Origin of the sequence: Micromonospora sp. LH3U1 (assembly GCF_028475105.1) — a bacterium.
GTDB lineage: Bacteria > Actinomycetota > Actinomycetes > Mycobacteriales > Micromonosporaceae > Micromonospora.
In genome coordinates, this window is sequence record NZ_CP116936.1 from 5,652,131 (window position 1) to 5,664,881 (window position 12,751).

Consider the following 12,751-nt stretch of genomic DNA (forward strand, 5'->3'; position numbering starts at 1 on the left):
CTAGGTGAATTCGCGATGCGGGCTTGACCTTGACGCTGCGTCAACCCTCCATGCTGGCTGCCATGAGCATCCCGCCAACAACCGATCAGGTCGAGCCGCCCGTGATACACGTGCGGGGCCTGGAGAAGTCGTTCAAACAACTGAAGGTGCTGCGCGGTGTGGACATCGACGTGGCGCGCGGCTCCATCTTCGCCCTGCTCGGCTCCAACGGAGCGGGCAAGACCACGGTGGTGAAGATCCTGTCCACGCTGCTCAAGGCCGACGCGGGGACCGCCCGGGTCAACGGCTTCGACGTCGCGGCACAGGCTGCCGAGGTGCGCGAGTCGATCAGTCTCACCGGGCAGTTCGCGGCGGTCGACGAGGTCCTCACCGGGCGGGAGAACCTCGTCCTGGTCGCTAAGCTCAGGCACCTCAAGGACCCGCGCGCGATCGCGGACGACCTCCTGAGGCGCTTCTCGCTGACCGAGGCGGGCACCCGGCGGGTGGCGACGTACTCCGGTGGCATGCGCCGCCGTCTGGACATCGCGATGAGCCTCATCGGTAGCCCACCGGTGATCTTCCTTGACGAGCCGACAACCGGGCTGGACCCGGAGGCGCGCATCGAGGTGTGGCAGGCCGTCAAGGAACTCGCCAAGGGCGGTACGACGGTGCTGCTCACCACTCAGTACCTCGACGAGGCAGAGCATCTCGCCGACCGGATCGCGATCCTGCACGAGGGCCGGATCATCGTGAACGGCACCCTCGACGAGCTCAAGCAGCTCCTCCCACCCGCGAAGATCGAGTACGTCGAGAAGCAGCCCAGCCTCGAGGACGTCTTCCTCACCGTCGTCGGCGCCCACACGAGCAAGGAACAACGATGAACAAGCACTTCGTCGGCGACACCGCCGTTCTCCTGGGACGCTCGCTGCGCCACATCGCCCGCAGCCCGGACACCATCATCACCACCGCGATCATGCCGATCGCCTTCATGCTGCTGTTCGTCTACGTCTTCGGCGGCGCGATCGAGACCGGAACCGACTCCTACGTCAACTACCTGCTGCCCGGCATTCTGATCATCACGATCGCCTCGGGCATCTCCTACACCGCCTTCCGGCTCTTCCTGGACATGAAGGGCGGCATCTTCGAACGGTTCCAGTCCATGCCGATCGCCCGATCATCCGTGCTGTGGGCGCACGTCCTGACCTCGCTGGTCGCCAACCTGATCTCGCTCGTCGTCGTCATCGGCGTCGCCCTGATCATGGGCTTCCGTACGGGGGTAGGCGTGCCGGGGTGGCTCGCGGTCGCCGGCATCCTCGTCCTGTTCACCCTGGCGCTGACCTGGATCGCCGTGATCCCCGGCCTCACCGCGAAGACCCTGGACGGCGCGAGCGCGTTCTCCTACCCGCTCATCTTCCTGCCGTTCGTCAGCTCCGCCTTCGTGCCCACCGACTCCATGCCCGGCCCGGTACGCGCCTTCGCCGAGCACCAGCCGGTGACCTCAATCGTCAACGCAATCCGGGACCTGTTCACCCAACAGCCGGTCGGCACCGACATCTGGATCGCCCTCGCCTGGTGCGCCGGCATCCTCGTCCTCGCCTACCTGTTCGCCAACCTCACCTACCGTCGCAAGATCTCCTGAACCGGTGTCGACCAGAGCTGGGCGAACTGCGGGCAGGATCAGGGCATGCTGACGATCGGCCAACTCGCGGCGTACGCCGGCGTCACGGTGCGGGCGGTGCGGCACTATCACCAGATCGGACTCCTGCCCGAGCCGGAGCGGGACGCTTCGGGCTACCGGCGGTACGGCGCAACGGCAGTCGTGTCGCTCATCAAGATCCGCACCCTCGCCGACGCCGGCGTGCCACTGTCGCAGATCAGTCGGATGCTCGAAGCCGACGCCTCAGCCTTCGCCGAAGCGATCCGGACCATCGACAACCACCTGCGCGACGAGATCCAACGGCTGGAGACCAGCCGCAGACACATCGCGCAGCTCACCGCCGGGGACAGCCTGGCCCTCCCACCGGAGGTCGCCGCCTATCTCGACCGACTCCGGGGCATCGGGGCGTCCCAGCGGATGGTGGAGGCCGAACGGGACGGGTGGATCCTGGTCGCGGCGCGCTGGCCCGACCGCATCGTCGAGTGGATGCCCGGCAAGACCGCCCACCTCGATGATCCGCAGGTCGTCCGGCTCTATCGGGTGCTCTCGGAGATCTTCGACGGTGACGAGGAGGACGACCCGCGGCTGGCGGAGGCCGCCGACATCATGGCCTGCCTGGCAGAGCAGGCGTACGCCGCCGGCGAGGTCATTCCCGGCGAGGAGGTCAACGACGATCTCCCGCACGACCTGATCGACGCGCTTGCCGTCGAGTCCGACCCGCGGGTGCGGCGGCTGCGGGAGCTGATGCGCGAGCGCGGCTGGTCCGGTTGGAACCGGATGGAGCGGCTGCCGAAGCCGCCCCCCGGCTGACCGCCGGGCGTCGTTTCCGACCGCTCAGCCCTTGACGGCGCCGGCCACCAGGCCGGAGACCATCCGGCGCTGAACCAGCAGGAAGAAGATGATGACCGGCAGAGTGAACAGAGTGGACGCGGCCATCACCGGCCCCCAGTTGGTGTCGTCCCGACCGAAGAAGAACGTCATCGCGACCGGCAGCGTGTAACTCCCCTGGTCGTTGATGAACGTCAACGCGAAGATCAGTTCGTTCCACGCGGTGATGAAGGAGAAGATGCTGGTAGCCACCAGGCCGGGTGCGACCAGCGGAAAGAGGACCCGGCGGAAGGTCTGGGCCCGGCTGGCCCCGTCGATGGCCGCCGCCTCCTCCAGCTCCTTTGGCACCGCGGCGACGAAGCCCCGCAGCATCCAGACCGCGAACGGCAGCGAGAAGCCCAGGTACGTGAGGATCAGGCTGGGCAGGGTGTTGTAGAGACCCAACCGCTGGATCATCAGGAACAGCGGGATGACCAACGCCTCCAGCGGAATCATCTGCACCACGAGCAGCATGATCAGGAAGCTGGTTCGCAGCCGGAAGCGGAACCGGGCCACCGCGGTCGCGGCGAGCAGAGCGACCAGGCCGCTGAGCACCACAGTGGAGACCGCGACCAGCGCGCTGTTGAGGAAGAAGTCGAAGAAGCTGACGCCGGGGATCAGGTTGCCGGTCAGGATCTCCCGGTAGTGCTCCAGCGTCGGGTGGGCCGGCACCGGCTGCGGGGTGGACGAGAAGATCTCGCTGCTCGGCTTCAGCGAGGTGGAGATCATCCAGTAGACCGGGAACGCCGCGAAGAGCGCGACCAACAGCCCGGCGACATTGAGGGCGACCTTCTTCACGACTCGTCCTCCTGCCTGAGCACCATCCGTACGTAGAAGCCGGTGACCACGAGCAGGATCAGCGTGAGGATCACCGCGATGGCCGCGCCGAGTCCGTACTTCGGCGGTGGAGAGAAAGCTTCGGCGTACGAGTAGATGGCGAGCATGAACGTCGGACGGTCCTGCGTGCCGCCGGCCAAGACGAACTGCTGGGTGAAGACCTTGAAGTCCCAGATGGTGGAGAGCACGATCAGGATCCCGAAGACCGGGCGCAGCAACGGGAAGGTGATCTTCCAGAAGACCCGCCACGGGCTGGCGCCATCCACCCGGGCCGCCTCGTGCAACTCGCTCGGCACGCTCTTGAGACCGGCGAGCACGCTCACCGCGATGAACGGGAACGAGTGCCAGACGACCACCAGGGTGAGGATGGCGAAGAAGAGCAGTGGTGAGTTGAACCAGCCGTAGCCGGTCCAGTCGCTACGACCGAACAGACTGGTGGAGAGCCCGTCCGGCAGCGCGTTGAACAGCCACGTGACGAGCCCGCTCGTATCGTCGAAGATCCATTTCCAGACGATGGTGCCGGTCAGCGCCGGCGTAGCCCAGGCGAGCATCACGCAACTGGCCACGAAGGTCGCCATCTTGCGACCGAGCCGGTTGAGCAGCAGCCCGACCAGGGTGCCGAGGACCATCGTGAGCAGCACGTTGGCCACGGCGAACAGAACCGTGTTGCGCAACACGGTCAGGAAGAACGGATCGGAGAGGATGTCGCCGTAGTTGCTCAGCCCCACCCACGGCCACTCCCGGTCGCCGCGCAGTTGCCGGACATTGTTCAGCCGGTAGAAGGACATCACCACCACCTGGCCGAGCGGCCAGAGCAGCAGCACCCCGATGATCAGCAGGGCGGGCAGGAGCAGCAGGTACGGCAAGCGGTCCACTCGGCGACGCCGCCGCACGGGGGTCTCCCGCGCGGCGGCCGTCTCCGGCACTTTTGTCAGTGAGCTCACTTGCTGTTCAAAATGCCTTCCATCTCACCGGCCGCGTCGGCGGTAGCCTTCTCGACCGTCTTCTGACCCTTCATCACCGAGCTGTTCATCGCCTGGGTCACCGTCTTGGTCCGGCTGACCTCCACCCACTTCGGGGTGAGCGGCGTGAGCTTGGTGTTCTGCATGGTGGTGGCGAACGCCGCCATCACCTTGTCGTTGGCGTACGTGTCGCCGGCGACCAGGTCCTGGTAGACCGGGAAGAAACCGAGGCTGCTCGCGAAGCTCTGCGCGTTCTTCTTGTTCAGCAGCACGGTCAGGTAGTCCCAGGCCAGGTCCTGCCGCTCACTGTCCTTCCAGATCGCCACGTCCGAGCCGCCCGCGAAACCGGGTGCCGCCTTGCCGTCCGGGCCGGGGATCGGGAACGTACCCCAGACCTTCTCGATCTCGGGGTTGTCCTTCTTCATGGCACCCTGCTGCCAGCTGCCGGCGAAGGCCATCGCGGCCTTGCCGGTGGCGAACTGGGTGCGGGCGTCGACCTCGTTCCAGCCCGCCGCCGCTGGCGGGGCCACCTTGTGCACGGTCACCAGGTCGGTCCAGAACTTGACGGCCCGCTGCGCCTCGGGCGTGGTGTAGCCGGACTTCCAGGTGCCGCCCTGGTTGCTGGCGATCTCGCCGCCGGCACCCCAGAGGAAGGAGTAGAAGGGCAGCTCGGAGTTGCCCGGCAGGGCGATGCCGTAGGTGCCCTTCTTCTTCGCCTGCACGGTCTTGGCCACGGTGACCAGGTCGTCCCAGGTCTTCGGTGGCTGCACCCCGGCCTCGGCGAACCAGTCGGTGCGGTAGTAGACCGCGCGCACACCGGCGTACCAGGGCACGCCGTACTGCTTGCCGTCGAGCTGCGCGTTGCGCACCAGGTCGGGCAGCAGGGCCTTGCCGTCGGCCCAGCCGCCCATCCGACCGCTCACGTCGGCGAGCGCCTCCTGGGCCGCCCAGCCCTGAGTCTCAGTGTTGCCCAGCTCGGTGATGTCCGGGCCCTCACCACCGGCGAGCGCGGCCTGGAACTTCTTGGGCGCTTCGAGCCAGGGAATGTATTGCACCACCACGTCGGTGTCGGGGTGCTTCTGGCGGAACTCGGTTTCGACCCCGTCGAGGAAGGTGTTCTGTGCCTCGCCGCCCTCACCCATCATCCAGACCGTGAGCTTGCTGTCGTCCGCCGCATCGTCGCCGGAGCCCCCACAGCCGGTCAGCACCATCGCGGCCGAGGCCACCATGGCGGTGACCGGGGCCAGCCGCTTCCACCTGTTCACGCCACTTCTCCCTCGCGCCGTTTGGAACTAACCTTCTCCGCCGCACCCTAGTACGGAGAATTCCTTTACGACAGTGGGCGGGACTGGCCGAAGCGTGGCGACCGTACCGCAGAGCCCCGACGGACCGCGCCGTGGCGTCGGGGCGAAGTTGGGCACTTCGGCACGAAAGAGCGCCCGGCCGATGGCCGGGCGCTCTTTCAGTAGTGCTGTCTTGCCAGGTGATGCTGGGTCGTTATCGGGTGACGCTGCGGCGGCGACCAACGCCCGCCACCAGCGCGACCGCGATCGCGGCCACGACGACCTGCACCAGCAACTCGGCCCAGTCCACGCCGTTGGTCTCGGTGGCGATGCCGATGGCCCGCGCCAGCACCGTGCCCAGCAGGGCCGCGCCGACACCGATCAGCAGGTGCAGCCAGATCGGCATGTTCTGCCGGCCCGGAACGACCAGGCGGCCGAGCGCGCCGACAATGAGACCAACAACGATCGCAGTGATGATGCCCCACACGGTGAGCTCCACGGCCACCCTCCTTCATAAAAATGTCTGACACACGTTGTGTGTGCTTCCTGTCGTGACCGCTAATTGCCCGACCCAGCGGAAATCCAAACCGACTCCGCGCACCAAACGATCACGACTTGGCCAACAAGCACACGTACCACCGGCCGTCGCCGCTCACCACCGAACCCGGGTTGGCGGGGAGGAACGCCGATGGGCGCCCGGCCTGTCGGCCGGGCGCCCATCGAGGTGTCGCGGTGGTACGGGGTTGGTGCTTGGTGTTACCGGGTCACGCGGCGGCGGCCACCCACGCCAGCCACCAGCGCGACCGCGATCGCCGCCAGGACGACCTGAACCAGCAGCTCGCCCCAGTCGACGCCGTTCGTCTCGGTCGCGATGCCGATGGCCCGCGCCAGCACGGTGCCCAGCAGGGCCGCGCCGACACCGATCAGCATGTGCAGCCAGATCGGCATGTTCTGCCGGCCCGGAACAACCAGGCGGCCGAGCGCGCCGACGATCAGACCAACAACGATCGCAGTGATGATGCCCCACACGGTGAGCTCCACGGCCACCCTCCTTCAAAGAATGTCTGACACACGATGTGTGCGCTTCCTGTCGTGACCGCTAAGTGCCCGGCCGGCAGAAAACCCAAACCGACTCACCTCAAAAGACAACGCCCAGCATCAATGGCTGACGGGTGCGTCGGTTGGCGCGGGAGCACATCGACACAGGTGGGAGCCCATCTCGCCGGCCCATCCACCCCACGAGGGCACCAAAAAAATTTCCCGCCCCCCACGGTTGCGCCACCCAGCCAGCAACCACGACGGGTTCACAGACCGGACGGGGCCTGCCGGGACAGGCCGGCCGGGGCCAGCAGACCGAGACAAGGCAGGTCAGGACAATGCGGGCCGGGGCCCGCACCGCTGACACGCGCAAGATCCGCGCAACTTCAGGGAAACTGCTGCCTCAAGACGACTCAAGGCAGCACTTTCCCTGAAACTGCGCGGATCTTGGCCACGCCCGGCGGGGCCGGGCGCCGGGAACTACTTCTTTCCGGCGGCCTTGCCGTCGGTGGTGGAGTCGGAGGAGAGGGCGGCGATGAAGGCCTCCTGCGGCACCTCGACCCGGCCCACCATCTTCATCCGCTTCTTGCCTTCCTTCTGCTTCTCCAGCAGCTTGCGCTTACGGCTGATGTCACCGCCGTAGCACTTGGCGAGCACGTCCTTGCGGATCGCCCGAATGGTCTCCCGGGCGATGACGCGGCTGCCGATGGCCGCCTGGATCGGCACCTCGAACTGCTGACGCGGGATCAGGGTGCGCAGCTTGGCGGCGATGGTGACGCCGTAGTTGTACGCCTTGTCCTTGTGCACGATGGCGCTGAATGCGTCCACCGGCTCGCCGTGCAGCAGGATGTCGACCTTCACCAGGTCGGACGCCTGCTCGGTGGTGGGCTCGTAGTCGAGCGAGGCGTAGCCCTTGGTACGGCTCTTCAACTGGTCGAAGAAGTCGTAGATGATCTCCGCGAGAGGCAGGGTGTAGCGCAGCTCCACCCGGTCGGCGGAGAGGTAGTCCATGCCCAGCAGGCTGCCGCGCCGGCCCTGGCAGAGCTCCATCACCGCGCCCACGTAGTCGTTGGGCGTCAACACGGTGGCCCGCACCACCGGCTCGTACACCTCGGCGATCTTGCCGGTGGGGTACTCGCTCGGGTTCGTCACGACGATCTCCTCGCCGTCGTCCGTGATCGCCCGGTAGACGACGTTCGGCGCGGTGGAGATCAGGTCGAGGTTGTACTCACGCTCCAGCCGCTCCCGGATGATCTCCAGGTGGAGCAGGCCGAGGAAGCCGCAGCGGAAGCCGAAGCCGAGCGCACCGGAGGTCTCCGGCTCGTAGTCCAGGGCGGCGTCGTTGAGCTTGAGCTTGTCCAGAGCCTCACGCAGGTTGGGGTAGTCGGACCCGTCGATCGGGTAGAGGCCGGAGTAGACCATCGGCTGCGGGTCCTTGTAGCCACCCAACGCCTTGGCCGCCGGCCGGCTGTTGATGGTGACCGTGTCACCGACCCGGGATTGCCGGACGTCCTTCACGCCGGTGATCAGGTAGCCGACCTCGCCGACGCCGAGCGCGTCGGCCTTCACCATCTCGGGCGAGATGACGCCGATCTCCAGCAGCTCGTGCACGGCCCCGGTGGACATCATCTTGATCCGGTCCCGGGCGCTGATCCGGCCGTCGATGACCCGGACGTACGTGACGACGCCGCGGTAGACGTCGTACACCGAATCGAAGATCATCGCCCGGGCGGGCGCCTCGGCGTCGCCGACCGGCGGAATGAACTGCCGGACGATCTCGTCGAGCAGGTATGGGACGCCTTCGCCGGTCTTGCCGGAGACCCGGATGCAGTCGGCGGGGTCGCCGCCGATCAGGTGGGCCAACTCCTCGGCGTACTTCTCCGGCTGGGCGGCCGGCAGGTCGATCTTGTTGAGCACCGGGATGATGCGCAGGTCGTTCTCGAGCGCCAGGTAGAGGTTGGCCAGGGTCTGCGCCTCGATGCCCTGCGCGGCGTCGACCAGCAGCACGGCGCCCTCGCAGGCGGCCAGCGACCGGGACACCTCGTAGGTGAAGTCGACGTGCCCCGGGGTGTCGATCATGTTGAGCACCGCTTGCTCGCCGGCCCGCTCACCCTCGCGGATGGTCCACGGCATGCGGACGGCCTGGCTCTTGATGGTGATGCCGCGCTCGCGCTCGATGTCCATCCGGTCCAGGTACTGGGCGCGCATCTGCCGGGGGTCGACCACACCGGTGAGCTGCAGCATCCGGTCGGCCAGGGTCGACTTTCCGTGGTCGATGTGGGCGATGATGCCGAAGTTCCGGAGGCGACCGGGGTCGGTGGCACCAGGAGCATTCGCGCCGGGATCGAGCTTCGGTGGCACAGCGGTCCGTTCTGGTCGGCTGACGTGAACAGGCCGGCGCGCCGCCGACCCCCTCTATGTTCCCACGCCGCCGGGGTGCGTCGGCTGCGCGGGCGACGGATCGGCCCGAGGACCCCTCACTCCATCGGCGGCTCGACGAAGAGCGCGGCCAGCCGGGGCAGCCGACGACGCGCCTCCTCCTCGTCGTCGAAGTCCCAGAAGTCGTTGAGGTCCGGCGTACGCACCGGGTCGCGGTCCGCCGGCAGTTCGGTCGCGGTGGCCTTGCGGTACGCGTCCCACGGCACCGACAGCATCTGCTCGGCGGAGAACTCCTCACCGCTGAGCGAGGCCGCCCGCACCTGGGGCAATTCAGCCAGCGAGTCCGGTTCGGTGACCGCTCGTGCGAACACCGCCCGGCCCTGGGTCATCAACCAGCCCCGGAAGTGTTCGAAGCCGTCCGCCGAGGCGCCACCGTTGATCAGATACGCCGCACCCCACAGATCCGCCTTGTGGGAGGCGGCCAGCACTCGCGTCTGATGCCGGGCGTACCCGACGATGTCCTCCGGGTCGCGCTCGGCGAGCAGCGCGACGGCCCGCGCGGCGACCGGGCCGGGCTCTCCCCGCCGCCGGCCCGAGCCTCGTCGATCAGCTGCCAGAAGTCCTCGGTCCTCATGGCTTGGCAGTCTGGCAGTGTCGCCGTGCGTCGCGCACGTACCCCGGGGCAGCATGGTGGGGTGTCTCCTCCCACGCTGCCGCCGGTGCCGTACCACGCGAGCGCGCTGCGCCCGTCGTGGCCGGCGTTGCCGGCGGCGCTGCGGGCCGCGGTCGCCGAACGGCTCGGCGCGCCGGTGGTCACCGCCCGGGTCGCGGGGGCGGGCTTCACCCGGGGTTCGCCGCCGTGCTCGGCACCGCCGACGGTGGTCGGGCCTTCGTCAAGGCGGCACCCGCCGCCGAGCAACCGCACCTGGTCGACTGGTACGCCCGAGAGGCCGCGATCCTCGATCGGCTGCCGGCCGACCTGCCGGCGCCCCGCCCCCGGTGGACCCTGTACGAGGCTGGCTGGTTCGTGCTCTGCACCGACGCCGTCGACGGCCACACCCCGCGCCTGCCCTGGGTGCCCGCCGAGTTGAACGCCACCCTTGCCGGGTACGCGGAGATCGCCGCCGCCCTGGCCGACCCGCCCGCCGAGCTGACCGCCCTCGGTCTGCCGCACCTGGCCGACCTGGCCCGGTCGGACATCCTCTGGTGGGAGGAGGTCGCCGCCGACCGCGAGCCGACCCCACCGCTGCCCGCTCCGGTACAGGGCCGGCTCCCCGAGTTGGTGGCGTTGGAGTCCCGCCTCCCCCGGTACGCCGCCGGGGCGACCAGCCTGATCCACGGTGACCTGCGGGTCGACAACGTGCTGATCGACGCGGACGGCCGAGCCTGGTTCTGCGACTGGACCTGGGTCTGCTCCGGGCCGGCCTGGTTCGACCTGGCGGGCCTGCTGCTCACCGCGTACGCCAGCGGGCTGGACGCGGACCGGCTCTTCACCGCGCACCCGGCGACCGTGGGCGCACCCCCGGACGCGCTGGACGCGACCCTGGCGGCGCTGGCTGGCTACTACCTCACCGGTGCCGCGGCGGCACCGCCGACGGCCTCACCGCACCTGCCCGCCCACCAGCGGTGGAGCGGCGAGCAGGCACTCGACTGGCTGGCCCACCGCCAGGGCTGGCGCTGAACGGCCGAGGGCGTAATCTGGTCCCTGACGGGCCGGGTCCGTCCGCGCGGAGACCGAGCCGTTTTGGCTCGTCCCGGGCGACCTGGTAACCTGGCTCTTCGCGCAGCGATGACGCATGTTCGTCATGCCGCGCATAAGCTGACCAACCCGAGCTATCAAGACGAGGCTGTCGCGTGGCGAACATCAAGTCCCAGATCAAGCGCAACCGGCAGAACGAGAAGGCCCGGCTGCGCAACAAGTCGGTCAAGTCGTCGCTGAAGACCGCCGTCCGGAAGTTCAACGAGGCTGCTGAGGCCGGTGACGTCGAGAAGGCCACCGCGCTCATGCAGGACGCCTCGCGCAAGCTGGACAAGGCCGTCAGCAAGGGCGTGATCCACTCCAACCAGGCCGCGAACCGCAAGTCCGCGATCGCGAAGCGCGTGGTGTCGCTCTCAGTCTGACGACTACATCGTCAGACTGATTCGGAAAGCCCCGGACCTCGGTCCGGGGCTTCCGTGTGCCCGCAGGCTGACGGCAGCTGCGCAGGGATGTCCGCCAACCTCGGCGCTCAGCCGGATGGGTCGGGCGCTCAGTCTGATGGCTCGGCGCGGCGGGCGTGTGGCACCGGATCGGCGGTGATCACCACGCCGGTGACGCTGTGCGAGATCCACTCCACCTGGGCGCGGCCGACCGCCGGTTCCATCTGCCGGCGAAAACGGTCCCGTTCCTGCTCGGGTACGAGTGCGGCGGAACGGACCACGATCGCGGCCACCATGTCGTTGAGCTTGACCATCGCCGCCACCACGGCGGGCAGCACCAGCACCGCCCACCAGGTGACCAGCTCGGCGAGGGCGAGCAGCACCGCCAGGGCGATGGTGCCCTCGAAGAAGAGGAAGCACAGCACGCCGCCGGGGTTGACGAACCGCAGGCCCAGGAGTCGGGCGTAGAGCGGTCGGAAACGCTCCTCGTCGACGGGGATGGTGGCCCACACTGGGCGGTTCGCTCCCGTCACCTGGCGCTGCCCTGCCGGGCCGCCGCGACCGAGAAGACCGCGCGCTCCAGGGCGTACGCCCGGTCGTCGGAGCCGCCCTTGACGGCCGCGTTGCACTCGGCGGCGACCTGCATGGCTCGGACCAGGCCCTCCGGCGTCCAGCCGCGCCCCTGTCGCTGCGCTCGTTCGATCTTCCAGGCGGGCATGCCGAGGCTGCTGGCCAGCTGGTACGGGTTACCCCGCCCGGCCGACGCCACCCGGGCCACCGTGCGCACTCCGTCGGCCAGGGCGTCGGCGATGGGCACCGGGTCGACCCCGACGTGCAGGGCCCAGCGCAGCGCCTCCAGCGCCGCCGGCACGTCGCCGACCATGGTGGCGTCCGCCACCGTGAAGCCGGTCACCTCGACCCGGCCCCGGTAGTAACGGCTCACCGTGTCGGCGCTGATCCGCCCGTCGGTGTCGGCGATCAGTTGGGAACAGGCGGCGGCCAGCTCGCGCAGGTCGTTACCGACTGCGGCGATCAGCGCCTCGGCGGAGTCGTCGGTGCACTTGCCGCCGGCTCGGCGGATCTCGTCACGAACGAAGGCCACCCGGTCGCGGTGCCCTTTGAGCTTGGCCGCCGGGACCACAGTCGCGCCGGCCGCCCGCAGACCGTCGGCGAACGCCTTGCCCTTGGCTCCGCCCAGGTGCAACACCAGCAACTGGACCTCAGGGTCGGGGTTCTTGGCGTACGCCACCAGCGCGGCGACCAGATCTTTGCGGGCGTCCTGACCGGAGCGCAGGATCAGCAGGCGACGCCCGCCGAACAGTGAGGGGCTGAGCATCTCGGCGATCTCGCCGACGGTGAGCGCACTCGCCTGGTACTCGCGGACGTCCACCTCGGGGTCGACGCTGCGGACCTTCGCGACAGCTTCGGTGACCGCGCGCGTGGCGAGCAGCTCCTCGTCACCGAGGACGAGCAGAATGGGGGCGAGGCTGGCGGGGGTCACGCCGCCCATATTCGCACGGCCCACGGCGGGATCGTGCCTGCTCATTCGCTGCTTGGTCGGCGCAGCCCGCACTCAGTGCAAATCCAGACATTAATCTCAATTCACCATT

12 protein-coding genes and 2 pseudogenes are annotated in these 12,751 nt (G+C 68.5%); 5 read left to right on the forward strand and 9 right to left on the reverse strand.

Features of this window, described 5'->3' with window-relative positions:
* The first annotated feature begins 62 nt into the window (after positions 1–62).
* From PCA76_RS25835 to PCA76_RS25845, 3 genes are read left to right on the forward strand one after another with little or no spacing between them, the layout of a single operon-like run.
* Positions 63–860 carry an ABC transporter ATP-binding protein gene (locus tag PCA76_RS25835; RefSeq protein WP_272613026.1) on the forward strand — a complete coding sequence of 266 codons (798 nt, stop codon included), beginning with the start codon at positions 63–65 and terminating at the stop codon, positions 858–860.
* On the forward strand, positions 857–1,618 hold the full coding sequence (locus tag PCA76_RS25840) for an ABC transporter permease (RefSeq protein WP_272613027.1): 762 nt from the start codon (positions 857–859) through the stop codon (positions 1,616–1,618). The genes PCA76_RS25835 and PCA76_RS25840 overlap by 4 nt, the downstream gene beginning before the upstream one ends.
* Before the next feature lie 45 nt (positions 1,619–1,663).
* Positions 1,664–2,446: a MerR family transcriptional regulator gene (locus PCA76_RS25845; RefSeq protein WP_272613028.1), complete on the forward strand. Its 783-nt coding sequence runs from the start codon at positions 1,664–1,666 to the stop codon at positions 2,444–2,446.
* Between the two features lie 24 nt (positions 2,447–2,470).
* Here the strand turns inward: PCA76_RS25845 and PCA76_RS25850 are convergent, their stop codons facing one another.
* The 7 genes and pseudogenes from PCA76_RS25850 to PCA76_RS25880 all read right to left on the reverse strand — a co-directional run bounded on the left by PCA76_RS25850 (position 2,471) and on the right by PCA76_RS25880 (position 9,636).
* Positions 2,471–3,301 carry a carbohydrate ABC transporter permease gene (locus PCA76_RS25850; RefSeq protein ID WP_272613029.1) on the reverse strand — a complete coding sequence of 277 codons (831 nt, stop codon included), beginning with the start codon at positions 3,299–3,301 and terminating at the stop codon, positions 2,471–2,473.
* Positions 3,298–4,284, reverse strand: coding sequence for a carbohydrate ABC transporter permease (locus PCA76_RS25855; RefSeq protein WP_336298022.1), 987 nt, complete (start codon positions 4,282–4,284; stop codon positions 3,298–3,300). Before PCA76_RS25855 ends, PCA76_RS25850 begins: the two co-directional genes overlap by 4 nt.
* Positions 4,281–5,567 carry a sugar ABC transporter substrate-binding protein gene (locus PCA76_RS25860; RefSeq protein WP_272613032.1) on the reverse strand — a complete coding sequence of 429 codons (1,287 nt, stop codon included), beginning with the start codon at positions 5,565–5,567 and terminating at the stop codon, positions 4,281–4,283. The genes PCA76_RS25855 and PCA76_RS25860 overlap by 4 nt, the downstream gene beginning before the upstream one ends.
* A 232-nt stretch (positions 5,568–5,799) precedes the next feature.
* Positions 5,800–6,084 (reverse strand): GlsB/YeaQ/YmgE family stress response membrane protein, encoded by a 285-nt coding sequence (locus PCA76_RS25865; RefSeq protein WP_272613034.1) that lies wholly within the window; start codon positions 6,082–6,084, stop codon positions 5,800–5,802.
* Between the two features lie 257 nt (positions 6,085–6,341).
* Positions 6,342–6,626, reverse strand: coding sequence for a GlsB/YeaQ/YmgE family stress response membrane protein (locus PCA76_RS25870; RefSeq protein WP_272613035.1), 285 nt, complete (start codon positions 6,624–6,626; stop codon positions 6,342–6,344).
* A 477-nt stretch (positions 6,627–7,103) separates the two neighbouring features.
* Positions 7,104–8,984 (reverse strand): translation elongation factor 4, encoded by a 1,881-nt coding sequence (lepA, locus tag PCA76_RS25875; RefSeq protein WP_272613036.1) that lies wholly within the window; start codon positions 8,982–8,984, stop codon positions 7,104–7,106.
* Between the two features lie 116 nt (positions 8,985–9,100).
* A pseudogene (locus PCA76_RS25880) lies at positions 9,101–9,636 on the reverse strand (DUF4240 domain-containing protein).
* Between the two features lie 61 nt (positions 9,637–9,697).
* On the opposite strand from PCA76_RS25880, the pseudogene PCA76_RS25885 reads away from it, so the two are divergent.
* Positions 9,698–10,683, forward strand: a pseudogene (locus tag PCA76_RS25885) (phosphotransferase family protein).
* A gap of 173 nt (positions 10,684–10,856) precedes the next feature.
* On the forward strand, positions 10,857–11,123 hold the full coding sequence (gene rpsT / locus PCA76_RS25890) for a 30S ribosomal protein S20 (protein ID WP_272613037.1): 267 nt from the start codon (positions 10,857–10,859) through the stop codon (positions 11,121–11,123).
* A gap of 128 nt (positions 11,124–11,251) precedes the next feature.
* Here rpsT and PCA76_RS25895 read toward each other — a convergent pair whose 3' ends face one another.
* Entirely contained in the window at positions 11,252–11,674 is a 423-nt protein-coding gene (locus PCA76_RS25895) for a hypothetical protein (protein ID WP_272613038.1), read from the reverse strand.
* Complete coding sequence (holA, locus tag PCA76_RS25900; RefSeq protein ID WP_272619620.1) at positions 11,671–12,651, reverse strand: DNA polymerase III subunit delta; 981 nt, start codon at positions 12,649–12,651, stop codon at positions 11,671–11,673. Before holA ends, PCA76_RS25895 begins: the two co-directional genes overlap by 4 nt.
* Positions 12,652–12,751: the final 100 nt, after the last annotated feature.

Coding starts and splice junctions, on each gene's coding strand:
- PCA76_RS25835 (WP_272613026.1), top strand. CDS start 63: ATGAGCATCCCGCCAACAACCGATCAGGTCGAGCCGCCCGTGATACAC.
- PCA76_RS25840 (WP_272613027.1), top strand. CDS start 857: ATGAACAAGCACTTCGTCGGCGACACCGCCGTTCTCCTGGGACGCTCG.
- PCA76_RS25845 (WP_272613028.1), top strand. CDS start 1,664: ATGCTGACGATCGGCCAACTCGCGGCGTACGCCGGCGTCACGGTGCGG.
- holA (WP_272619620.1), bottom strand. CDS start 12,651: ATGGGCGGCGTGACCCCCGCCAGCCTCGCCCCCATTCTGCTCGTCCTC.